This is a genomic window from Butyrivibrio sp. AE2015 (assembly GCF_000420825.1).
Lineage (GTDB): Bacteria > Bacillota > Clostridia > Lachnospirales > Lachnospiraceae > Butyrivibrio.
Map to the genome: position 1 here is coordinate 72,775 of NZ_ATVR01000001.1, position 24,762 is coordinate 97,536.

The window sequence follows — 24,762 nt, forward strand, 5'->3', positions numbered from 1 at the left end:
ATATTTCCTTTTTGTTTTTATTAGTCAACAGTTGTGAAGTTGACAGGAAGAACAAGATAAATATATGATCCGTCTTTGTCTCTGATAAAGCATGGTGCCTTAGGATTAACAAGATAAATATCAACTGTCTCGTCTTCAATTACTCTGAGCGCATCAATAAGGAATTTTGGATTGAATCCGATCATAAGATCCTTACCCTGCTTCTCAATATCGATTTCTTCATCCATGCTACCAATGGCTGAATTGATCTTAAGTTCCATTTTGCCATCAGTAACTGAAATGATAACAGGCTTCTTATCGCCTTCTTTTACAAGAAGAGTTGCTCTGTCTATACACTCAAGGAACTCTTTTCTATTGATGGACATCTTTGTCTCATAGTCACTTGAAAGCATCTGATCGATACTGAAATACTCACCTTCAATAAGTCTTGAAACAACTATTGTCTTATCAAACTCAAATAATACGTGCTTGTCTGTGAAGTAGATGCTGACCATCTTATCAGCACTATCACTTAAGATTTTGCTTATTTCACCAAGTGTTTTTCCTGGAACAATTACTTTTTTGTATGAATAGCTTCCACCAAGCTTAACTTTTCTGATAGAAATTCTGTGTCCATCAAGAGAAACAAGCTTTAAATTCTCACCATCAACTTCAAAAAGCTCACCAGCCATCATTTTGTTGGCATCGTTCTCTGAAATTGAAAAGATTGTCTGCTGAATTACATTTCTAAGTGTGAGGTGTGAAACTGAAACTCCATCAATTTTTTCAATAGATGGAAGATATGTAAAGTCATCACCCTTTCTGCCAATAAGATTAAACTTTGCTTTCTCGCAGCTAATTGTAACTTTATTGGATGAATCAGATTCGATCGTAACGTTATTATCAGGGAGTTTTCTAACTATATCTACAAAGAGCTTAGCATCAAGTGCTATAAAACCTCTTTCTACTATATCTCCGTCTACTATAGTCTGAATACCAAGTTCCATATCATTGGCAATAAACTTTATAACACCTTCTGTTGCATCAACAAGTATACATTCAAGAATAGACATTGTTGTTTTAGAAGGAACTGCTTTTGATACAATTTGGAGTCCACTCACAAGATTAGATTTAGAGCAAACAAATTTCATTTTGAATTATTACTCCCTTCGCATGCGTAAATATAAAAATATTATAAATAAATAATAAAAGAATTAATAATAGCTGTTGATAAGTGTAAAACCTATTCTATTATACTATTTATGCGGCTTTTTTACAATTTTTTGATTGTTGAAAAGAAAAAATTTCATGTTGAAAATTAAAAAGTTATAAACAAGCCAAATTTTAACAAATGAGTACTAGTTTTTCTTATCCACCCACAAATAACAGATAATCCTCTTTTAAATCACAAATAATCACCAAGGTTATCCACATTTGTTTGTTAATTAAAGTGATGGATTGATTTTCTTCATTATTATATCTATGTTTTTATTGAGTTCATCATCAACAGTTATTTTCTTTTTAATCTTATTTATTCCGTTCATAACTGTTGTGTGATCTTTTTTACCCAGAAGTTTTCCTATTTCTTCTAATGAAGAATCAGTATGTATTCTGCACAGGTACATTATTATCTGACGTGGAAGAACAATATCTGAATTTCTCTTTTTGGAAAGGATATCCTCTTTCTTTGTTCCGTACTGTTCACAAACTGTGTCGATAATGAGCTGTGGTGTGATTACTTTTGATTTATCAGGATAAATAATATCCTTGAGAGCTTCCATAGCATTCTCTAATGTAACGTCTACATTATTAAGTCGTGAATAAGCAATTATCTTATTGTATGCGCCTTCAAGCTCTCGAATATTTGATTTGATGTTTGTAGCAATGTAGTCGATAACTTCATCATCTATGTTTTTGCCATAGTTCTCAGAGTTCTTTCTAAGGATTGCCATTCTGGTCTCATAGTCAGGAGACTGAATATCAGCTATAAGACCCATTTCAAATCTTGATCTGAATCTCTCTTCAAGTGTTTCCATTTCTTTAGGTGGTTTATCAGATGAAAGAATTATCTGTTTTCCAGCCTGATGAAGCTCGTTGAAAGTGTGGAAAAACTCTTCCTGAGTTGATTCTTTTCCTATAATAAACTGTACGTCATCGACCATAAGAACATCCACAGTTCTGTATTTTTCACGGAGCTTAGACATACTTTCTGTTTTACCACTTCTGATAGATTCAATAACTTCATTAGTGAACTGTTCAGATGTTACATATAACACTTTAGCTCTGTGATCATGCTCCATAATGAAATGACCGATTGAATGCATAAGGTGAGTTTTTCCAAGACCAGGTCCGCCATATAAGAAGAGAGGATTATAAGAGATTCCTGGTGATTCAGCTACAGCAAGAGAAGCAGAGTGAGCAAACTTATTGTTGCTGCCTACAACGAAAGTATCAAATCTATATTTTGGATTAAGATTTGAATGCTCATAATTTGCATTGTTTTCATAGGCTCTCGCATTATTCTCGTCGTTTTCATTTTGAGTTTCTTCATTATTAATAATATCTTTGTTCAAAATGAAAGTAACATCGATCATGAGTTCCAAAAACTCAGAGATCGTAACGCGAATAAAGTCCATGTAGTGATTGATTATGTACTGAAGTGCCATGGAATTATCGGATGGAATAAGAATTTTTACATTATTATCCTGAACACTATATACAGTTAAAGGATCAATCCAGGTACGATATGATATTTCTGTAATACCGGATTCTATCTTTATTGTATGTTTAATCGACTCCCAATTATCTCTTAATTTTTCTGTGATTTCTTTAGATGATTGCATGAAAAAACTCCCAACAAGCATAATTTTAGACTTTAATTATTGTATATTAAAAGGCTATAAATATCAAACAAACTCAAATTGTGGATAACTTATTTCTAAAATTGATTATTTTTAGATACTTTTTTTCACTGTGGAAAAGTGTTCTGTTTTCCACGTGGTGCTATCTACACTTAGAATGCCCATAAAATCACGGGTTTGAATAAAATATACCCAATTAATGTACTGGCTTATCCACAAATTTGAGGAAAATTGTGGATAAAATAGTTCAAAAATTAATAATCAACAGGTTGTCCACAAATTCAACATTTAGCTGTGGATAATTTTTTTTAATACTACATATTGTTTATATTTTTTTAGAAAAAAAATTAGTGATTTATTATATGATTTTGTGTCCATTAATGGCTTGACTTCGGCCTTTTTATTTTTTATAATTATAAAGATTTTTTCCACACTGGATAATTTTGAGATTGTTCATATTATGAATTTTCTCATTTGACGGACCTTTATAGGTTAGTTTGTATAAGAAGGAGGTGTTTCCAATATGAAGATGACATTCCAGCCTCATAAGCTTCAGAGAGCCAGAGTTCACGGCTTCAGAGCAAGAATGGCTACAAAGGGCGGCAGAAAAGTACTCGCTGCTAGAAGAGCAAAGGGAAGAAAGAGATTATCTGCATGATATTAAAGGCCGCAATTACTGTGGCCTTTTTTCTTCTTAATAAAAAAGGATAATATGATGCTTTTTTCAGAATCTATGAAAAAAACGAATGAATTCCTGAATGTTTATAGGAACGGAAAGAGTTACGCTGACAAAAATATTGTTATTTATGTGTGGAAAAATGATGGTTCCAGAAATAAACTCGGGATTTCATGTAGTAAAAAAGTTGGGAACAGTGTTGTAAGGCACAGATTTGCAAGACTTGTTCGAGAATCGTACCGACTACATGAAGATATATTCAATAGTGGTTTGGATATAGTAGTCGTGGCCAGGGCCTGTGCAAAAGATGCGAATTTTTTTGATATTGAGAAATCAGTATTAAGCCTGGCTGGGAAGGCCCGCATAATGAAAAATGGCGGTGATTTATGAAAGAAATACTTATCTATTTAATTAAGTTTTATAGGAAGTATCTGTCTCCATTAAAAAGAACAAAATGTCCATATATTCCTACATGTTCTGAATATGGACTAGAAGCAATAGAAAAATACGGAGCCCTTAAAGGGGGACTTTTGGCTGCATGGAGGATACTTAGATGTAATCCTTTCTCAAGCGGCGGATATGATCCGGTTCCGTAGGCTTTAGAGGAGGTCAATTTTGACGGGAGCATTTTTTTTAACCCCTTATCAGGGTAAGATAGTAGGGCCTGTAGCTTGGGTATTGGGACACATCATGAATGGTATTTTCAATATTTTAAATGCCATTGGTATTCCAAACATTGGTCTTGCTATTATCATTTTCACATTAGTTATCTATTTATGTCTTTTACCACTTACATACAAGCAGCAGAAGTTTTCTAAACTTCAGTCTAAAATGAGTCCTGAACTTAAGGCTATACAGGCTAAGTACAAGGGCAAAAAAGACAACGATTCTATGCTTGCTATGCAGGAGGAAACAAAAGAGCTTTATGCAAAGTATGGTGTTTCTCAGACTGGTAGCTGTCTTCAGCTTATAATCCAGATGCCTATTTTGTTTGCTCTTTATCGTGTTATTTATTCTATTCCAGCATATGTTACTATTGTTAAAAATGCGTTTTATCCACTTGTTGAGCAGTTACGTACTACTGATGGAGCTGTAGCTTTTATTCAGGAAACTTTATCAAGTGCCAAGAACTACTCAAATCAGTTTAACAACGAGTTATTTACATCAGGTGATCCAACTTATGTGGAAAACACATTGGTTGATGTTCTTAATAAAGCATCAACAGCTGATTGGGATGCACTTACTTCTAATTTTGGAAACTTAGCTGATTCTATTAATAGTACACATGCACAGTTGAATCAGTTTAACTCTTTCCTTGGACTTAACATCGGTGATTCACCTATGTATATGGTTCAGACAGCTTTTGCAAACAAGAACTTCATTCTTCTTATTGGGGGAATAATTGTTCCTGTTCTTGCAGCCCTTACTCAGTGGATCAACACTAAACTTATGCCTCAGCAGGCTGACAATAATGGAAAGATTGATCCTGATGATCCAGCAGCTCAGATGCAGCAGTCTATGAAGACTATGAACATTATGATGCCTCTGATGTCAGCATTTTTCTGTTTTAATCTTCCTGCAGGTATGGGTCTTTACTGGATTGCCGGTGCTGTAGTTAGATCAATTCAGCAGATCGTTATCAACAAACATATCGATAAGATTGATATCGATGCTGAGATTGCAAAGAATACTGAGAAATATAAGCAGAAGATGGAGAAGATGAAATCCACTCCTCAGATGAACAGATATGCTAACATGTCTACAAGAAATATTAGTTCTAGCGCTAATACTTCTGTGAAGTCTGATTCTGAAAAAGAAAAGCAGCTTGAGGATGTAAGAGCTAAGTTTAATGGTAAGGAAATTCGTAAGGATTCACTTCTTGCCAAAGCCAATATGGTTAAAGAGTTCAACGAAAAAAATAATAAATAAATAAGATTTCCTTATGTGGAGGATAAAATGGAATACAGAGAGTTTAGCGCAAAGAATGTTGATGATGCTATTACTGAAGCTTGCGAAACATTTACAGTTACCAGTGATAAACTTGATTATGAAGTTATTTCCGCTGGTTCAACAGGATTTCTTGGTATCAATTCCAAGCCTGCAGTTATAAAAGCAAGAGTAAAAGAAGAGAATGAAGTCTCAGAAGTAAAGACAGAAGAAGTTGTTGAAACAAAAAAAGCTCCTGAGAAAAAAGCTGAAGAAGTTAAAGTTAACAATGCATCTGTTGATAGTGATGATCTTTGCAATAAGGCTAATGAATTCTTAAAAGAAGTATTCGAAGCCATGAAAATGGAAGTTAATGTTGAGACTAAATTTAATCAGCAGGATAAGATCCTTGATGTTGAGTTAAATGGACCTGAAATGGGGGTTCTCATTGGTAAGAGAGGTCAGACACTTGATTCTTTACAGTATCTTATTTCACTTGTTGTTAACAGAGGACAGGCTGATTACATTCATGTAAAAGTTGATACAGAAAACTACCGTGAAAGAAGAAAAGCTACTCTTGAGAATCTTGCTAAGAATATTTCTTATAAGGTTAGGAAGTCAAGACAGTCAGTTGCTCTTGAACCTATGAATCCTTATGAAAGAAGAATTATTCATTCAGCTCTTCAGAATGACAGATATGTTACAACACATAGTGAAGGTGAAGAACCATTTAGAAGAGTAGTAGTTACTTTAAAGAAATAATGTTAATCAAATACCCCTTGGACAATTTGTTCCTTGGGGTATTATTTAAGTAAGTGAGAGGACTTCATATGTCTACTGTACTTAATAATTTTAGTAATGATACTATTTGTGCTATTGCAACTGCTATGTCTGATGCCGGTATTGGTATTATCAGAGTTAGTGGAAAAGATGCAGTTTCAATATGCGATAAAATCTATATGTCAGCTAATAAGGAACATACACTTATTAACCACGTTCCCAATTCAATTCGATTTGGATATATTTGTGATGATTCTAAGATTATAGATGAAGTCATGATTTCTTATATGAAGGCTCCCCATAGTTATACAAAAGAAGATGTTATAGAAATCAATTCACATGGTGGAATGCTGGTGATGAATGAAATCTTACAACTTTTATTGAAAAATGGTTGTAGATTAGCTGAACCAGGTGAATTTACAAAGAGAGCTTTTTTGAATGGTCGTATTGACCTGACAAAAGCAGAAGCTATCATGGATGTTATTAGTGCTCAGAATAATTTTGCACTTGAGAGTTCCAGGTCACAGCTTCAGGGAAAAGTTTATTCTAAGATAAAAGAGCTTAGAGAAAAGATTCTTTATCAGATGGCATTTATTGAATCTGCTTTGGATGATCCTGAGAATTATGATCTTACAGGTTTTCCTGAAAAATTAAGAGGAATCATCAAATCTGTTAATTCAGAAATTAGCTTTTTGATCAATACTGCAGATGAAGGTAAGATCAGAAAAGATGGAATAAAAACAGTAATTGTTGGTAAACCTAATGCTGGTAAGTCATCTCTTTTGAACACTTTAACAGGAGATGAGAGAGCGATAGTTACTGATATTGCCGGTACAACAAGAGATATTATAGAAGAGACAGTAAGGCTAGGGGATATTGTTCTTCATGTTATTGATACTGCCGGTATCAGAGATACAGATGATGTTATAGAAAAAATTGGCGTTGATAAAGCCAAAAGTAAAGTGAGTGAAGCGGATCTTGTATTATATATATTAGATTCTACTTCAGCTCTTGATGATGAGGATAAACAGATCATTGATCTTTGCAAAGATAAAAAGACAATTGTTCTATTAAATAAAAATGATCTTTCTGATAATATTAAAATAACAGAAGATATCCTTCGTATGCAATTTTCAGAGTATAAAACTGATAAATTACCTGTGATTAGTACCTCAATGCTTAAAGGAAACGGCATTCAGGAATTAAAGGAAGCTGTTGCTGATCTTTTCTTAAATGGCGACATTGTTCCTAAACAGGAATTGTATATTACGAACTTAAGACATAAGTCTTTATTAAAAGAAGCTTATGATAGTTTATTGCTTGTAATTGATAGTATTGATAAAAATCTTTCTGAAGATTTTTACAATGTTGATCTTACAAATGCATATGCTGCACTTGGTGAAATAATTGGTGAAGAAGTTGGAGATGATCTGGTTGAAGAAATCTTCTCCAAGTTCTGTATGGGTAAATGATTTATGATAGATATAAGAGAAAACTATGATGTAATTGTTATTGGTGCTGGTCATGCAGGCTGCGAAGCTGCTCTTGCTTCTAGCAGACTTGGTCTTAAAACTATTATCTTTACAATGAGCGCTGATAATATTGCATTCATGCCATGTAATCCACATATTGGTGGATCTTCAAAAGGACATTTGGTAAGAGAGATTGATGCTCTTGGCGGAGAAATGGGAAAAAATATTGATAAAACATTTCTTCAGTCAAAGATGCTCAATACTTCAAAGGGACCTGCTGTTCATTCACTCAGATGTCAGGCAGATAAGATGGAATACTCCAAGGAAATGAGAAAAGTACTTGAAGCTCAGGATAATCTTACAATTAAGCAGGCAGAAGTTTCTGAAATTCTTTTTGAAGAGTTTAACGATGATGGTTATAAAAAGAGAATTACTGGAGTTAAGATTTTTTCCGGAATGATCTATGAAGCTAAAGCTGTTATTCTTTGCACAGGTACTTATCTAAAAAGTAGATGTCTTACAGGTGAGTCTATTACTTACAGCGGACCAAATGGTCTTTTACCATCTAATTATTTGTCTGATTCACTTATTAATGCAGGCATTTTACTTAGAAGATTTAAGACTGGAACACCTGCTCGTATGGACGGACGCACTATTGATTATTCAAAAATGTCCGAACAGTTTGGAGATGATCCAGTTGTTCCATTTTCTTTTGATACAGACGCGGCAGATGTTCAAAAGCCACAGGTTTCATGCTGGTTGACATATACCAATGAAAAAACGCACGAAATAATACGAAAAAACATTGATAGATCGCCAATTTATGCAGGCATTATTGAAGGAATTGGACCTAGATACTGTCCATCAATCGAAGATAAAGTAGTTAAGTTCCCTGATCATGAAAGACATCAGGTATTTGTTGAACCTGAAGGAACATATACAAACGAAATGTATATTGATGGAATGTCTTCATCTCTTCCGGAAGATGTTCAGCTTGCTATGTATAGAACAGTTCCTGGTTTGGAAAACTGTAAGATAGTAAAGAATGCATATGCTATTGAATATGATTGTCTCTGTCCAGGTCAGCTTTCTCCTTATTTAGAAATAAAGGAAATCAAAGGTTTATTTAGTGCCGGACAGTTCAACGGAAGTAGTGGATATGAAGAAGCAGCTGCCCAAGGTCTTTATGCCGGAATCAATGCATCAATGCAAATTCTTGGAAAGCCTTATCTGACTATCGATAGATCTGAGGGATATATTGGAGTTCTTGTTGATGATCTTGTAACAAAAGAAAATCTTGAACCTTATAGAATGATGACTTCTCGTGCAGAATACAGATTACTCTTAAGGCAAGATAATGCTGATATAAGACTTCGCCAAAAAGGTTATGAGGTTGGACTCATCGACCAGGTAAGATATGACAAGCTGGTTTCAAAAATCGAAGCAATAGATAATGAGGTTAAGAGATTAAAAAATACTGTTGTTGGTGCTAACAGTAAAATGCAGGCTTTCATGGAGAAGAATGGAAGTTCACCTTTAAAGACAGCAACTTCATTGGCTGAACTTATTTGCAGACCAGAATTTTCATATGAAACAATTGCTGAGATTGATACTGATAGAAAAGAACTTCCTTCAGATGTTATTGAACAGGTAGAAATAACTATTAGATATGAAGGTTATATTAATAGACAGGAAAGACAGGTAGAGCAGTTTAAGAAACTTGAAAAGAAATTAATTCCTGTTGATATTGATTACAATGATGTTGGTAGCCTTAGATTAGAAGCCAGACAAAAACTTGAAAAGTTCAGACCTACAAATATAGGACAGGCTTCTAGAATTGGTGGAGTTAATCCTGCTGATATATCTGTGTTACTTATTTATCTTGATTCATTGTATAGAGGTAATAAGGATGAGAACTAAATATAAAAATATGATAGATGATTTTAGTTCATATGGAATTGAATTATCTGATAGACAATTGGAGCAGTTTAATGCATATTATGAACTGCTAATCAAATGGAATGAAGTTATGAATCTTACAGCTATCACAGATTTTGATGATGTATGTAAGCTTCATTTTGTTGATAGTATTTCTGCTTGTCAATATTTTGATTTTAGTTCCAAAGATTATTCATTAATTGATATAGGTACTGGAGCAGGATTTCCTGGTATACCATTAAAGATTGTTTTTCCAAACTTACATATTACATTGTTAGATTCTTTGAATAAACGATTGAATTTCTTAAATGAAGTTATTGATACATTAGAACTTAACGAAAAAGGTTCAATCAAGACACTTCATGGAAGAGCAGAAGATTATTCACAACCAAAGGAAGGTTCACTTCGAGAGACATTTGATATAGCAGTTTCAAGAGCAGTAGCTAATATGTCTACCCTTTCAGAGTATTGTCTTCCTTATGTAAAAGTTGGTGGATCGTTTATTGCTTATAAAAGTGAAAAAGCATCTGAAGAATTAGAAAATGCTAAAGGAGCGATACATCTTCTTGGAGGAAAGCTTTTAAGCTCTGATGAATTTCTTTTACCGGGTACGGATGTATGTAGAACTATTTGTATTGTTAATAAGAAAGAAAATACTTCAAAAAAATATCCTCGTAAGGCAGGTACTCCTTCAAAACAACCTCTATAATAGATGTTGTGGTTTTACTATTTTTGTCAATAAATGTTTCACGTGAAACATTACAATTAACTACAATTATTAATACAAAAAATTGTTTCACGTGAAACATATAAACCCAAGATATTGTAATCGTAATCGTGAAACATTAATATTCAGATAAAATTGTATTGTGAAACCGTACAATTTTAAATACAATATCTAGATTTATAAAATAATTGATAATAAAGATGAAATGAATTAAACCACATTGATGAATTGATGTTATACTTAATATAGTGTGTTTTGAAAATAGGAGGAAAAATGGGAAGAGTTATTGCGATAGCAAACCAGAAGGGTGGAGTTGGAAAAACCACTACTTCGATAAATCTATCGGCAGCGCTTGCTGAAAGAGGAAAAAAAGTATTAGTTATTGATACTGATCCACAGGGAAATACAACAAGTGGTTTTGGTCTTGATAAAAATGAACTTGAAAATAGCATCTATGAACTAATGATAGGTGAGTGCACTATCGATGAAGCAATACAGAAAAATGTTGTTGAAGATCTTGATGGAGTAGATATCATTCCATCAAATGTAAATCTTGCAGCGGTTGAGATTGAATTGATAGACGCAGACCAAAAAGAGTTTATTCTTAGAGAAGCAATAAGTAAAGTAAAAGATAACTATGATTTTATAGTTATAGATTGTCCACCTTCACTTAGTATGTTAACAGTTAATGCAATGACAACAGCAAATACTGTTTTGGTTCCTATCCAGTGTGAGTACTATGCATTGGAAGGATTAAGTCAGTTAGTACATACAGTTAATCTGGTAAGGGATAGATTGAATCCTGAACTTGAGATGGAAGGCGTTGTATTTACAATGTTTGATTCAAGAACAAACCTTTCACTTCAGGTTGTAGAAAATGTTAAAGAGCATATTCAGGAAAATGTATATAAAACAATTATTCCTAGAAATATTAGACTTGCTGAAGCACCTAGTTATGGTTTACCAATAAATATATATGAACCAAAGTCAGCCGGTGCAGAAGCATATAGACTTCTTGCAGATGAAGTTATAGAAAGAAAGTTTGATTGAGTTGGAGGGGAGAATGGCACCAAAGAGTACTAAAAGAGGTCTGGGAAAAGGCCTTGATTCAATAATACCTGCAAAGGTATCAACTTCTAAAAAAGAAGTACCTGAAGAAAAGCATGTTGAGGGTCAGGTAGTCACAGTAAATATTACAAAGATTGAACCAAATAGAAGTCAGCCTAGAAAAACATTTGACGAAGATAGTCTTATAGAACTTGCTGATTCAATCAAACAGTTTGGAATAATCAATCCACTTATCGTTACTGATAAGAAAGATCATTACGAAATAGTTGGCGGTGAAAGAAGATGGAGAGCTGCCAAGAAAGCTGGCTTAAAAGAAATTCCCGTAATTATTAAAGATTTAAGTGAACAGGAAATTGCTGAAATAGCATTGATTGATAATATCCAAAGAGAAGATATCAATCCTATTGAAGAAGCACTTGCTTACAAAAAGCTCATTGATGATTTTGGATATACTCAGGACGTAGTTGCTGAAAAGGTATCTAAAAGTAGAGTAACAATTACAAATTCATTAAGATTATTAAAACTGTGTGACCATGTAAGACAGATGGTTATCGAAGGAAAGATTTCAACCGGTCATGCAAGAGCACTAATCTCAATTGAGAATGAAGAAGAGCAGATAACAATAGCTCAAAAAGTTTTTGATGAGAAGCTTAGTGTAAGAGAAACCGAGAAACTGGTTAAGTCACTTGGAAAGCCAGCAAAGAATAAAAAGAACAATACAAAGAATGAAAGCATCGACGCAGTATACGCAAGTCTTTCAGAAAAGTGTAAACAGGCAGTAGGTACAAAAGTAGATATTATCTCTAAAGGCGATGGCGCAGGAAAGATTGAAATTGAGTTCTATAGTAATGACGATCTTGAAAAAATCATCGACAGATTATGTAAAGGATAAAATGGAGATAATATAAAATGAATAGTGGATTACTTAATGCTATAGGAATAGGAAATCTTGATCCTGCAATATTATTTATAGTACTAATAGTTCTGATCATTGTTTTGTTTGTGTTATTTATTATAAATGCAAATAAACTTAAAAAGCTTGAAAAGAAATATAACAAGTTTATGCAGGGAAAAGAAGCTGAATCATTGGAAGAAGAAATTGTTGGATTATTTCATGATAACAGACTTATTCGTAGTGAAAATGAGAAGAACAGAAAAGATATAATTGACATCAACAGAAGAATGGCCAGAACATTCCAAAAGATAGGATTGGAAAAGTATGATGCTTTTAATCAAAGTGGTGGAAAACTTAGTTTTTCATTATGTCTTTTGGATGAAAATGACAATGGATTTCTTTTGAATTCAGTTCATGGAACTGACGGAATCAATTATGCTTACTCAAAAGAAATAAATGCAGGTGTTGCAGACGTCGAACTCAGTAATGAGGAAAAGAAAGCTTTAGAGCAGGCGCTTGACAGTGTAAACAGATAACAACTTATTTAAAATTAAATTGTTATAAATATATTTTAATAATATTTTTTTGGAGGAGATCGAAATGATCGACATTAAATTTTTACGTGAAAACCCAGATGTAGTAAGAGAGAACATCAAGAAAAAATTCCAGGATGAAAAACTTCCTCTTGTTGATGAAGTAATAAAGCTTGATGAAGAAAGAAGATCAAACCAGCAGGAAGCTGATGAAATCCGTGCTCACAAGAATAAGATTTCTAAAGAGATCGGTGGACTCATGGCTCAGGGCAAAAAAGACGAAGCAATGGCCCTTAAGGATGAAGTAGCAAAAGAAGCAAAGAGACTTGAAGAGCTCGAGGAAAATCAGAAGAAACTTGACGAAGAAGTTACTAACAAAATGATGATCATTCCTCAGATAATAGATGAGTCAGTTCCAATCGGTAAAGATGATTCACAGAACGTTGAGATTGAAAAGTTTGGCGAACCAGTCGTTCCTGATTTTGAGATTCCTTATCATACAGATATCATGGAGAGCTTCAACGGTATTGACCTTGATGCAGCTAGAAGAGTTGCTGGTAATGGATTCTATTATCTTATGGGTGATATCGCAAGACTTCATTCTGCAGTTATCTCATATGCAAGAGATTTCATGATCGACAGAGGATTTACATATTGTGTACCTCCTTTCATGATCCATGGAAACGTTGTTGCAGGTGTTATGAGTTTCCCAGAAATGGAAGCTATGATGTATAAGATTGAAGGTGAAGACCTCTATCTTATCGGAACTAGTGAACATTCAATGATTGGTAAGTTCATCGATCAGATCATTCCTGAAGATGAAGTACCAAAGGCACTTACAAGTTATTCACCTTGCTTCAGAAAAGAAAAAGGTGCTCATGGAATAGAAGAGCGTGGAGTTTATAGAATTCACCAGTTTGAAAAGCAGGAAATGGTTGTTATATGTAAACCAGAAGAATCAAAGACATGGTATGACAAGCTCTGGAAGAACACAGTAGATCTTTTCAGATCTATGGATATTCCTGTTCGTACACTTGAGTGCTGTTCTGGAGATTTGGCAGACCTTAAGTGCAAGTCATGTGACGTAGAGGCTTGGTCACCAAGACAGAAGAAATACTTTGAAGTTGGTAGCTGCTCTAACCTTGGAGACGCACAGGCAAGAAGACTTAAGATCAGAATCAAAGGTAAAGATGGAAATTACCTTGCACATACACTTAACAACACTGTTGTTGCTCCTCCAAGAATGCTTATTGCATTCCTTGAGAACAACCTTCAGGCTGATGGAAGCGTAAGAATTCCTGAAGTTCTCCGTCCATACATGGGTGGAAAAGAAGTTCTTGTTCCTACAAAAAAGAACTAATTATTTAATCGAAACTCAGAAAGAGGTGAAATCTTATTGCATAAATTCTTAAGAGCGGTAGGTTTTTCCAAAATTAAAGATAGAAAAGAACTTACAAAGTTAATAACTGATTCTATACAAAATGCAGGAAAGCGCTCATATGTGACAACAGGTGATAACATAATACTGGCTGAATTTGCAAGAGATTTTGCTGATGGTATCGGATTTGCTGTATGCGGGGAATTTGATGAGGACGATAAATTCATATATGAATATTACTATCCTTATCTTGTTCCAACAGGGATAAGTACTGAAGAAGATATCAATGTTGAGAGACATGCAGCGCAATATTCATACGCCGGAGTTTGTAATGAACCAAGAATTGGAGTGACACTTATTTTTTACCTTCAAAATATGATTCCATATGTGAAGTATGAAAATGAAGATCATTTTCCAATACGAGGAACAACTCTTTCTCTTTCTGCTCTGTCAATTAAGGGACAGATACTTATGCCCATAGCCAAGACAGAAGAGGAAAAAGAGGTTGCCAAAAAGAAAAACAATTATAGAAATAAGTTAATAAATAATGCAAGGAGAGGGGATGAGACAGCAATCGAATCCCTGACCCTTGACGATATGGATCTTTACACAACACTTTCCAAGAAAATCAGAAAGCAGGATGTATACAGTCTCGTTGATTCATACTTTATGCCTTATGGCGTAGAGTGTGATCATTACTCAGTTCTTGGTGAAATAAAAGAAACAAGGACAGTTGAGAATAGTATGACAAAAGAGAAAATTCATATCATGCGGGTGAACTGCAATGACCTTGAATTTGATGTTTGTATAAATGATGAAGATTTGTTGGGAGAACCAGCAGTTGGTAGAAGATTCAAAGGAAATATCTGGATGCAGGGTTATATTAATTTTCCAGATGCAAATTGAAAGGAGATTAAACTATGTCAACACCACATAATAGCGCAGAAAAAGGTGATATAGCAAAGACCGTCTTAATGCCAGGTGATCCACTTCGTGCGAAGTTTATAGCTGAGACATTTATGACTGATATAAAGTGCTTCAATGAAGTAAGAGGAATGCTCGGTTTTACAGGTAAGTATGATGGAAAAGAAATCTCAGTAATGGGACATGGTATGGGAATTCCTTCAATTGGAATCTACACTTATGAACTTTTTAACTTCTATGATGTGGATAACATCATCAGAGTTGGTAGCGCCGGTGGATTACAGGACGATGTTAATGTAAGAGACATCATTTTTGCAATGGGTGCTCACACAGATTCAAACTATGGATTCCAGTTCGGACTTCCAGGAACATTTGCTCCAACAGCAAGCTACAAGATTCTTGAAAAAGCAGTGGCTATAGCAAAAGAAAAAGGTGTTACCTATCATGTAGGTGATGTTCTTTCATCAGATGCATTCTACAAGAAATGCAATGAGAGCGAACTTTACAAGAAGATGGGAGCCCTTGCTGTAGAGATGGAAACACCAGCTCTCTACATGAATGCAGCAGAAGCTCACAAGAATGCACTTACAATTCTTACAATTTCTGATCACCTCTTCAAGAGTGAAGAGCTTTCAGCACAGGAGCGTCAGACAAGCTTCACAGACATGATGGAAATTGCACTTAAAACAGCAATTCAGCTTTAATTATTCAAGAAAGGAAGTCTTCGGACTTCCTTTTTTAGTTATTGAAATTATCTAAGAAATATTATCATTAAGGACAAAAGAAAACATTTTAAATTGGGAATGCTATATACAAGACCTCTATAATGAAGTTAGCACGATTTGAGCCCCTGAATTAATTTAGTTCTGATAATACATAGCATAGAATGTCGGGAATCGATATAGCAACAGAATGGATGCATATTAAAAAGAAATGATTATATGAAAATTAGAGAATGATAAGAACTATCCGCATTTTTTCGGATAGTTCTTTTTAATGTTCTCAATGAAATAAAAAGAGTACTGGAGAATAGAAAAAATCGTAATATTTACGAATTGTATTATGTTAAGAGTTATAATTTTGTTATAAGTTTAGAAATAGAACACAATCAAAAATTAAGAATATATAGAGGAAAGCCTTAATGAGCATAAAAAAAGAAAAATCTGTTACGAAAGAATTAAGTCAACAATACAATCCTTATGAACATTCTGTTATTAAAAATGTTAATTATTATTTCAGTCTTGGAGCACATACAGATACAGAAGCTGTACCAGGAATGCCTGATTATGGATATTCTCGTATGATTGTCGGTTATGAAGATAAAACATTAGAACCAGGAACAGTTTATATACCGGGGACGGAGGCTGGATATATTCCGAAGTATTACTTTTTTTTAAGTTCAGAAAATAGGGTAATGAGAGAATATCTGGAAAAACATCTGTTAGCAAGATTACTATTGAATCTAAAATGGAAAATTAAAAGTATTTTCGATATTATAAAAAAGGCCTTATTATACATTATCTGTTGCATTCTCTTTATGATGCTGATTAATGCCATTTGCTTAGTAATAGATTTTATTAAACAGAACAGTATCAAAAAACCTACTTTAGATACTGTTTCAGAAATCGAAGAATCAACCGATTTAGTTAGTATAGCCTCATTTAATGATAGTACCTGGCATGAAGTAACAGATAGATTTGATTTAAAACAAGAAAATGTGTTGTATTACGGTGATTACAGGTTAACAAAATTTAATTCCAAGTCATGTATAGGTGTTGATATAGGTTCAAATTCAGTGATTGATGATATCGCAGATTACGGATTTACAATTAGTATTTTTGATTCAGATGTTGTTTATTTAGAATTCTATAACAATACCTCAGATAGTATTTATCCAGTGGAATTATCAGTAGAACAATGGGATTCCAATTACTATGATACTGATGTCGCAGATATGGTAGACTACGTATTGTCAGGATATTCGGAAGGAAGTAATGGATTTGGATTGGTAACTATGACTTTCTCTACCGGAAATTATTTAACAATGGGAATATACAAGCAAGATGATCAATTATATGCTTTTAACATTGATCTTGCAGAATAGATTTTTAGATATATACAATATGACTTTCATGAACAAATATATATTATAAGGAGGCTCTTATGGACAATAATAAAATAAAAACAGTCAAACGTTTTATAAATAGAAAAAGAAAGTTGCAGCAAAGGTTAGAGGATTTTGAATGCATGATGCTAGGAATGCGAGGCGGGTATATTGCTGAAGCATGTGATGATAAAGGAGAACTCACTTTTTATCCATCGTATACAGAAGATCTCATAGAGTATATGACAGAGAGCATCTCTGAAATTAGAGCATATAAAAGAACTGTAGCTGATGAGAAAAGTGGTGACAATATAATAATGACATCTCTTTCTGATAAGGAAAAAGATTTTTATAAAAGTTTTTTTTACCTTATGTTTGGTGTTTCCTTATTTATACCGCCGTTCAAAGGAAACTGGAGATATAATTTAGGCCCGGGTACATTTGAAGTCGTTATCAACAATATAAAAACTATTAATACAGGAAATCGTCCCAATAAATGGTATGAAGATCAGGGTGAAATGAACAAGGATATTATTGTACTGCAGGAGATGCCCGAATTTTCAGATAAAAAGATTGATAAACTAGGGGTGTTATACGATATTCTTTGTGCATACAGATATGTAACAGGTAAACTTTTTTCTGAAGAAATTAGTGGAACACAAAGAGATAATGCCATCTTAAAGATGAATGATATAGAAAGAATGGCATACGATGAAATTGAGCATGTAAATGAGAGTGAATTAAAAAGGGATATTTACTTGAATTATTCTATTTTAACTCCGGAACAGATGGAGCAGTGGAATAGTCGTGATATTAATTCTTTTGGTGAAGTTTCAAAAGTAAATGAGATTAATAACGGAAAAATATCCGATTGGAAAAAGTATTTTGATGATGAGAAGAGACTTGAAAGCAGTATAAAAATATTTATGGAAGGAATCTTTGATCCTTCTATTCGTGCTGATTTTGAGGGAGAGACAAGTAATATGACTGTTATTCTAGCGGTCGAGCTTGGAATGGCAAAATGCGGAGTAACTGACATATTGCATGATGATATATTTTTCCCTGCATATACATATCTGAACAAGGCATATAATGCAGCATATCAGTGGCTAAATATAGATATTGACGAAGAGTAATGAAAGCGGAGGAAATACTATGGGAAAGCTAAAAGATTTCGTTTTCAATGAAGTACGATCTGATTATGTCATAAATAGAAAAGATTCATTTTTATATAAATTTCTTTTAGAAGGAAAAATGAAGGATAAATGTTGTGGACTTGATCAAAATAAGCAGGAAAAGGTAATTCACAAGGCAGCAACAGATCTTATGTATAATCTGGGTTATCCACTGAGTGCTGAAAAAAATGTAGAAAAACTAAAATCAGAGCTGGCAGATTATGATAATGTTAAGCAAAAAGCCAGAGAGAGAATGGCTGCAGCGAGTATCAATGAAGCTGCACGAATTAATAAAAAAGTCATAGAAAAAGAACAGAGTCTTAATGAGCGACTTGCTGAAGCAGAAGCTGAGCGCATAAAAGACAAAGGTAGAGAAAAAAGACATAATAACACCGCACTTGACCTGGCAGATATGTGGTATACCCAATACGGAATTCGAAATCATGAAGGTAATCATGCATCGATAGAAGAATGTCAGGAACTGTATGATATTTTAAAAAGACAAGCTGCATATAAAAACGTGATAGTTCCTGTTCGTATTGATTCTGATGCTGGAACAGGCATATACATCATCGGAAGTGAATACAAAATTCCATCTAAAATGAAGAACAAAATGCATTGTAATATTGTGATTCTGACTCCTTGTATTGAAGAAAGCACGTTTTCTATACGTGTTGATGATGAAGGATATGAGGACATGGAAACAGCATTCGATTTTTTTGAAAATACTGCACATAAAAATGGCATGGAATTTATATCCTTTGGAAATGGGAAATCACCTGATGGAATTCCTAAAGTATTTAAAAAGTACTTTGAAGATGATGAAGAGGATAAGTTCAATACCGAAATGAATCGGATTGATATTTTAACAAAAGAAGATATTGAAGAGACAATGAAGATTTTTGCAGATGAGGAGTAAGAGAAGTCTTGCTCCTCATTTTTCGTAATAATTACGAAGCATTAAATTGTGAACTGATATTATTTTTTCATAAGAAAAAAACAGTATACGGAGGCTTCTATGGAACTATTAGATAATGAAAAAGAAAAAAGTATACCATTCTATGAAAAAGGTTATATCAGTAAAAGAGACAGAACTATAAAGGAAAACGTGGATGTTTCTAATCCTAGATATATATATGAATATCTTAAATGTAACGTTTTCAAACAGGATGATTATTGCAAAAATGCAGCAATGATTCTGTATAACCACATAAGAGGCATAACTTCCCGTAATTTGGTCTGTGGTCCATCAGGGTGTGGTAAGACATATTTATGGCAATGTCTAAAGAAAATCTGGCCACAAATTATATTTGTTGATTCATCAACTCTTACAAAGACCGGATGGAAAGGAAATAATAATGTTTCGGATTTTTTATCAAGGATAGATTTTCAGAAACCAAATTACATTATAGTTTTTGATGAATTTGATAAATGTATATCTCCTCAAATAACAAGTGAAGGACAGAATGTGTCTAAAGATATTCAGGCAGAATTTCTTAAATTGATTGAAGGGGAAACTGTTCCTGTAAAGATAGACAAAACAGAGATAACTATTGATACTAGTGGGATGAGTTTTGTATTCTGTGGCTCATTTGCAGAAAAAGCCAGAGATATTTCAAAAGATAATACGAATATAGGTCTTGGTTTTGGCTCAGAGAAATATGAAGAAAAGCCATTTGAAAAGGAGCTTGCAATTAATGATGTGATTGATTTTGGACTAATACCTGAGCTTGCATCAAGAATAACAAGAATCGTAAATACGCGTCCTTTGATCTATGAGGACTATAGATATCTGATAATAGATCATCCAGCTTCTCCATTAAAAAAAATAGAAGAATTATATGGAATGAAAATGACTTTATCAAAGACAAAAATAGATGAAGTTGCCAGAAAGGCATATAACTCAGGATTGGGCATAAGGAATGTAGCATCGCAGCTTCAACAGATAATGGATGAGGACATTTTTGACAGTTTTTTAAAGGAGGAAACTTATGCACATTGATTTGAAATATGATGAAAAAGAATTATTATCACTCACAATCGAAGCGGATGAATCAGAGGATTCAGACATTTTACACAGTTATTCGCAGAAACTATTAATAAAAAATCCTGCTAAAACATTTTCAGAAATGGCCCAAAAAGGTGCGTTTGATTCCATGAGTGATGCAGAGTATGCTATAGCACTTAATAAAATAAAGATTATAAGTAAATTTTGGAGATGCGAACCAAACATGAATGTATTTCACGTGCTTGCTGAAGCAATAAGTTATATTTTAAACGAATAATTGATTAATTGGAGAATAAAATGTTTATATATTTAATCATTAATATCATCATATTTTTACTAACCGGAAGTGGACAGGACAATATTTTTTTGGCTAATTCAAATATTAGGTTTCAAACTATAGAAGTTATTGAAAAAGCCGAAAGCCATAGGGAATGCAATGAAGAATCAAATAACAATGATCTTTATAAGACCTATTTGAACGATAATACAAAACATGATGATTTAGCTACAAATTCATGGCATATTTATCAACATGATAATCCTATTTCTGTTAATACAGTCATTAACTATCATGGGAAGGGACTAAGTAATTTTGGAAAAGTTGTAGCTGTTGGTACTGGTATTAGGAAAAATGATGGTATAGTTCCCACAGAAGCTGATTATGGATTTGTAGCGAATGTTATTGATAAAGATACCATTTCAATCGAAAACTACAACAACACGGATAAGGATGTAAAAACCACACTAATTTATGTAGAAAAGAGCGATGGTAATCATACCAATAAATTTTCAGATTATGAGCTGATATCTGGGTACAGTAAATGTGACGATGGATTTGGATATATAACTGTGACATTTTCAACGGGTAAAGAGCTGTCAATTGGTGTTTTAAAATTTGATGAAGATCTATATGTATGCAATATAGAGGACTATGCGATCAACTCAGAAGCACTTGTTCAATACAGAAAAAGAATTACGGAAAAGATGCAGAAACTAGGAATTACTCCTGAGAATTCTACAAATACAAATTATATCTATTACCCAATAGTCGCACAGGCTAATGAAAAGGATGATGTTCCCTACTGGTTGGACATGGCAGAGAAACTTACTGAAGATTCATGGACTAATGCACATAAAGTAATGGTATTTTATAATTATATAAGAGAGAATATTGCCTATGATCAATGGATTATTTCGCAAGGAGAGCAAACTAGGTGGAAGCTGTATAATAGTTATGATGGTAGCCAGTACATAAGTCACATAAAAGTTGGTGTATGTCAGGATGTTTCACATATTTTAGCAATTATGTGTAGAAATGAAGGAATTCCAGCAGTTGTAGTTGCAAACGGAAATCATATGTGGACAATGGTTTATTTATATAATAGATGGGTTACCTACGATATTACAAACGATATGATACACTATGCATACAATAAAGATCCTGCTGTATGGACAGACAAAGACAATAAGAATAATTACATTCATATTGAAAAAATTAATTCAATAGAAGATATTAGATTTATAGGTATAGGAAACTATGAAGATATGAAGGCATATGGAGTGTTGAACAACTAACTATTTTACTTTAGATAAAGAAATAATAAACAAAGTGATTAAAAGGAGAGCACTTATATGGATGGAAATTTCAAGAAAAAGAAGAGTATTAGAATTATAATTAGAGACGATAAAAATAATAAAAGAACCCCAACATCACCAGCGATAGGACAAAAACCATCTAGAAATGCTCTCGACTTGAAGCCTTTTAGAGAGCCTATAGCTCCTGCTAAACAGGAAACTACACCTGTTATTGAAGAAAAAACAGATGTAAACGAGTCAGTAGTTTCAGATCCACCAAAGCGTCAATATCAAAAGGAGCAAATTATAAGAATAGGGAAAATTGAAGCAGCGTTTCAAAGAGATATTACTGACGATATAACTATAATAATCGAAGAAATAAAAACAGGGGATAAAGTAAGAGGATATATTAAAGACGAACGTCAATTTAATATAAAAAGCGAATATGATGACTACTTGGATAAGAATGAGTATTATGTCAATCGCCATACAACTGTTCTATATAAAATAAAGAAATCTGATGACGGAAATAGAAAAGCTTACTGGATTTCACCAATAAAAGTAGAAAACAAAACAGATATTGATAAATTAGAGATATGCTTACGAAAATACTATGATAATAATCCAATATATGCTGGGTACAGAAAAATCATCGAACAAATTGCTATGACACGTGATATTGAACAAAGCGAGATATATGCTTTAATAAATTCCGGAAATAGCGAATATGAAATATTGACCGAAAAGATTATACAATATTATCTGAATGATAAGATAATAAGTGAAGCAACTGCAGATGAGCTACTTAAGTTGATACTGGATAGTTCTTCCACTTTTAGCGTCGAATACACATTTGGAAGCAAATTCCTTGAATACATGTCTTATTTAATCAAGAAATTTCCAGATAAAAAGGACGTCTATTACAATGATAAAGCTAAGGTAATTGTAAAAAAAGACGATGAAGAGATTATTACTAAATTCATCGATGAGTATCTGGATAAAGAAAGCGATTTAAATAGAATATCAAGATTGATACAGTGTCTTGACATAGATATTCTTCTCAGATATGAAAAATATGAAAGATACGCATCTGATTTTCAAAAAAGTGTTCTTGAGAAGAAAAAAATAAAAGAAAGGGCAGAGCAAATCGAGAAAGAAAATATACTTGATATTATAAGAGCACGGAGAATAGAAAACTTTATTCATTTTACGAATGTCAAGAATATAGACAATATAATGGCAAATGGATTATTGGCTAATAATGAAATTAATTCCAGAAATATTGAAAGTTTTTCATCAGACGATAATAGATTTGATTACCTTAATAAAGCTTGGAATGCTACAGCAGAATATGACATGAGAAATGCTATATGTATTTCTGTAAGTTTTCCGAATTGTGAAATGTTATATAGAAAGCAAAGAGATGAGGAGCTTCAGGGGGAGAGATGGTGCATATTCCTCATTGATCCTAAGAAAATAATTGAGAAAAATTGTCAATATTTCAACTACAATTCGGCTGCGGCAAGATTTAGACATCATGAAATATTTGATAAGGCAGTGGATTTCAGAGATATTTTTGCGGAAAATGTTAAAGGTAAAAATAGCGAAGAAATAATAACACGTAGATTCCCAACAGATAATGAATATTCAAAATATCCGACCAGTCCACAAGCTGAAATTACTTGTTTTGAGAAAATAGAGTTGGCATGCATTAAGGAATGTGTATTTAAAGATGAAAGAACACGCTCCGTGTACCAAAACAGATTAGAATCTGCAGGTATACGTACAAGTGTTAACCCATGGTATTTTGGATATGGTCCATATTCAAACATAGGGGCACAGGAGAATCAATCTAATGGCTAAACGACCTGTTTTTTGTGCATCAACAAAAGAACCGTATTGTATAAAAAAAGATGTGGAATTCACATACTATGGTGGCTTTTCGCTACAGCAAAAACAAAAATGTGTGTATAGCCTTCACGAGAGTTATCACAAGGAGTTTCTTGATAAAAAGATTTTAGAAATCTCCACAAAATCACCAGACCCAGTTGGTGTTGGACTAAGCGCATTTAATCTTCTTGTTATTATGAATAATGACAAGAAATATTCCGTTGAACAGCTTTTTCAATCTAGTAAGGTGTTTGAATTTGGGGGGCCGTATAAAGATCTGCTTAATAAAAGTCCAAGAGAAGCCAAAAAAGATATTCGTTTAAAAACCAGTGGAAAACTTATAGGATTCTCTTTGGGTAAATTGGAATTTAAGCTTGAGCCTAAGACATATTTTTATAATTGGCTATATATAAATGCCTTGGCTCAAAATACCAGATTGTCAGAAGAAATAAAGGAATATGAAGCCTTTACTGATATTGAATTCAATCCAGAAAAATCAATAAACTGTCAGGCAGAGGCAGCTGCAATATATGTTGGACTATTAAAAAGCGGAATGCTTGAAGCTGCGCTGAAGAGCAAAGAAGATTTCTTGAGTATTATTTATAAGAACAGTAATAAGAAGATAAAGACATATGAACAACTAAGTATAAGTGATTTTTTTAGAAATACTTAGCATAGCATATTTTAAGTTATCAATTTAAGGGCAAAAAAAGGAGCCTAAAATAATAGACTCGCAGAACTCATATCATCGAGTGAAAGTGCAGTGAAAATGAAATACTTAAGACTCCTTGAAAAATGCAGAAAGAAGTTATCTGAGTGAAGATTATAAATTTTTAATCCTGATTTTAGAATT

The 24,762-nt window shown here is 33.3% G+C and carries 24 protein-coding genes; 22 read left to right on the forward strand and 2 right to left on the reverse strand.

Features of this window, described 5'->3' with window-relative positions:
* Positions 1-20 precede the first annotated feature (20 nt).
* Together dnaN and dnaA are read right to left on the reverse strand one after the other, a co-directional pair.
* Positions 21-1,130, reverse strand: coding sequence for a DNA polymerase III subunit beta (gene dnaN / locus G585_RS0100345; RefSeq protein WP_022772176.1), 1,110 nt, complete (start codon positions 1,128-1,130; stop codon positions 21-23).
* A 294-nt stretch (positions 1,131-1,424) separates the two neighbouring features.
* A complete protein-coding gene (gene dnaA, locus G585_RS0100350; RefSeq protein ID WP_022772177.1) occupies positions 1,425-2,822 on the reverse strand; it encodes a chromosomal replication initiator protein DnaA in 1,398 nt (465 codons plus the stop codon).
* Between the two features lie 541 nt (positions 2,823-3,363).
* Between dnaA and rpmH the strand changes: the two genes are divergently transcribed.
* The 22 genes from rpmH to G585_RS0100460 all read left to right on the forward strand — a co-directional run bounded on the left by rpmH (position 3,364) and on the right by G585_RS0100460 (position 24,582).
* Positions 3,364-3,498, forward strand: a complete 135-nt coding sequence (rpmH, locus tag G585_RS0100355; RefSeq protein WP_013282343.1) for a 50S ribosomal protein L34 — start codon at positions 3,364-3,366, stop codon at positions 3,496-3,498.
* 57 nt (positions 3,499-3,555) lie between these two features.
* A complete protein-coding gene (gene rnpA / locus G585_RS0100360; RefSeq protein WP_026663691.1) occupies positions 3,556-3,906 on the forward strand; it encodes a ribonuclease P protein component in 351 nt (116 codons plus the stop codon).
* A complete protein-coding gene (gene yidD / locus G585_RS0100365; protein WP_022772180.1) occupies positions 3,903-4,112 on the forward strand; it encodes a membrane protein insertion efficiency factor YidD in 210 nt (69 codons plus the stop codon). Before rnpA ends, yidD begins: the two co-directional genes overlap by 4 nt.
* Before the next feature lie 19 nt (positions 4,113-4,131).
* Complete coding sequence (locus tag G585_RS0100370; protein WP_022772181.1) at positions 4,132-5,445, forward strand: YidC/Oxa1 family membrane protein insertase; 1,314 nt, start codon at positions 4,132-4,134, stop codon at positions 5,443-5,445.
* A gap of 27 nt (positions 5,446-5,472) precedes the next feature.
* Entirely contained in the window at positions 5,473-6,204 is a 732-nt protein-coding gene (gene jag / locus G585_RS0100375) for an RNA-binding cell elongation regulator Jag/EloR (RefSeq protein WP_022772183.1), read from the forward strand.
* 68 nt (positions 6,205-6,272) lie between these two features.
* Positions 6,273-7,694, forward strand: coding sequence for a tRNA uridine-5-carboxymethylaminomethyl(34) synthesis GTPase MnmE (mnmE, locus tag G585_RS0100380; protein WP_022772184.1), 1,422 nt, complete (start codon positions 6,273-6,275; stop codon positions 7,692-7,694).
* 3 nt (positions 7,695-7,697) lie between these two features.
* On the forward strand, positions 7,698-9,614 hold the full coding sequence (mnmG, locus tag G585_RS0100385) for a tRNA uridine-5-carboxymethylaminomethyl(34) synthesis enzyme MnmG (protein ID WP_022772185.1): 1,917 nt from the start codon (positions 7,698-7,700) through the stop codon (positions 9,612-9,614).
* Positions 9,604-10,341, forward strand: a complete 738-nt coding sequence (gene rsmG / locus G585_RS0100390; protein ID WP_022772187.1) for a 16S rRNA (guanine(527)-N(7))-methyltransferase RsmG — start codon at positions 9,604-9,606, stop codon at positions 10,339-10,341. The genes mnmG and rsmG overlap by 11 nt, the downstream gene beginning before the upstream one ends.
* 291 nt (positions 10,342-10,632) lie before the next feature.
* Positions 10,633-11,409, forward strand: a complete 777-nt coding sequence (locus G585_RS0100395; RefSeq protein WP_022772188.1) for a ParA family protein — start codon at positions 10,633-10,635, stop codon at positions 11,407-11,409.
* 13 nt (positions 11,410-11,422) lie between these two features.
* A complete protein-coding gene (locus G585_RS0100400; protein WP_022772189.1) occupies positions 11,423-12,319 on the forward strand; it encodes a ParB/RepB/Spo0J family partition protein in 897 nt (298 codons plus the stop codon).
* A 17-nt stretch (positions 12,320-12,336) separates the two neighbouring features.
* Positions 12,337-12,858: a DUF4446 family protein gene (locus tag G585_RS0100405; protein ID WP_022772191.1), complete on the forward strand. Its 522-nt coding sequence runs from the start codon at positions 12,337-12,339 to the stop codon at positions 12,856-12,858.
* Positions 12,859-12,922: 64 nt separating this feature from the next.
* Complete coding sequence (serS, locus tag G585_RS0100410) at positions 12,923-14,215, forward strand: serine--tRNA ligase (RefSeq protein ID WP_022772192.1); 1,293 nt, start codon at positions 12,923-12,925, stop codon at positions 14,213-14,215.
* A 36-nt stretch (positions 14,216-14,251) separates the two neighbouring features.
* Positions 14,252-15,139 carry a DUF3881 family protein gene (locus G585_RS0100415; protein WP_022772193.1) on the forward strand — a complete coding sequence of 296 codons (888 nt, stop codon included), beginning with the start codon at positions 14,252-14,254 and terminating at the stop codon, positions 15,137-15,139.
* Positions 15,140-15,153: 14 nt separating this feature from the next.
* A complete protein-coding gene (deoD, locus tag G585_RS0100420) occupies positions 15,154-15,861 on the forward strand; it encodes a purine-nucleoside phosphorylase (RefSeq protein WP_022772195.1) in 708 nt (235 codons plus the stop codon).
* A 437-nt stretch (positions 15,862-16,298) separates the two neighbouring features.
* Complete coding sequence (locus tag G585_RS0100425) at positions 16,299-17,261, forward strand: hypothetical protein (RefSeq protein WP_022772196.1); 963 nt, start codon at positions 16,299-16,301, stop codon at positions 17,259-17,261.
* A gap of 59 nt (positions 17,262-17,320) precedes the next feature.
* On the forward strand, positions 17,321-18,397 hold the full coding sequence (locus G585_RS0100430) for a hypothetical protein (protein WP_022772198.1): 1,077 nt from the start codon (positions 17,321-17,323) through the stop codon (positions 18,395-18,397).
* 19 nt (positions 18,398-18,416) lie between these two features.
* A complete protein-coding gene (locus G585_RS0100435; RefSeq protein ID WP_022772199.1) occupies positions 18,417-19,355 on the forward strand; it encodes a hypothetical protein in 939 nt (312 codons plus the stop codon).
* Positions 19,356-19,454: 99 nt separating this feature from the next.
* The gene (locus G585_RS0100440) at positions 19,455-20,438 is read left to right on the forward strand and encodes an AAA family ATPase (RefSeq protein WP_022772201.1); all 984 of its coding nucleotides are present in this window, start codon (positions 19,455-19,457) and stop codon (positions 20,436-20,438) included.
* Positions 20,428-20,721, forward strand: coding sequence for a hypothetical protein (locus G585_RS0100445; protein WP_022772202.1), 294 nt, complete (start codon positions 20,428-20,430; stop codon positions 20,719-20,721). Before G585_RS0100440 ends, G585_RS0100445 begins: the two co-directional genes overlap by 11 nt.
* 20 nt (positions 20,722-20,741) lie before the next feature.
* Entirely contained in the window at positions 20,742-22,019 is a 1,278-nt protein-coding gene (locus tag G585_RS0100450) for a transglutaminase-like domain-containing protein (RefSeq protein ID WP_022772204.1), read from the forward strand.
* A 57-nt stretch (positions 22,020-22,076) separates the two neighbouring features.
* The gene (locus G585_RS0100455; protein WP_022772205.1) at positions 22,077-23,882 is read left to right on the forward strand and encodes a DarT ssDNA thymidine ADP-ribosyltransferase family protein; all 1,806 of its coding nucleotides are present in this window, start codon (positions 22,077-22,079) and stop codon (positions 23,880-23,882) included.
* Entirely contained in the window at positions 23,875-24,582 is a 708-nt protein-coding gene (locus G585_RS0100460; protein WP_022772207.1) for a DarT1-associated NADAR antitoxin family protein, read from the forward strand. Before G585_RS0100455 ends, G585_RS0100460 begins: the two co-directional genes overlap by 8 nt.
* The last annotated feature ends 180 nt before the right edge of the window (positions 24,583-24,762 follow it).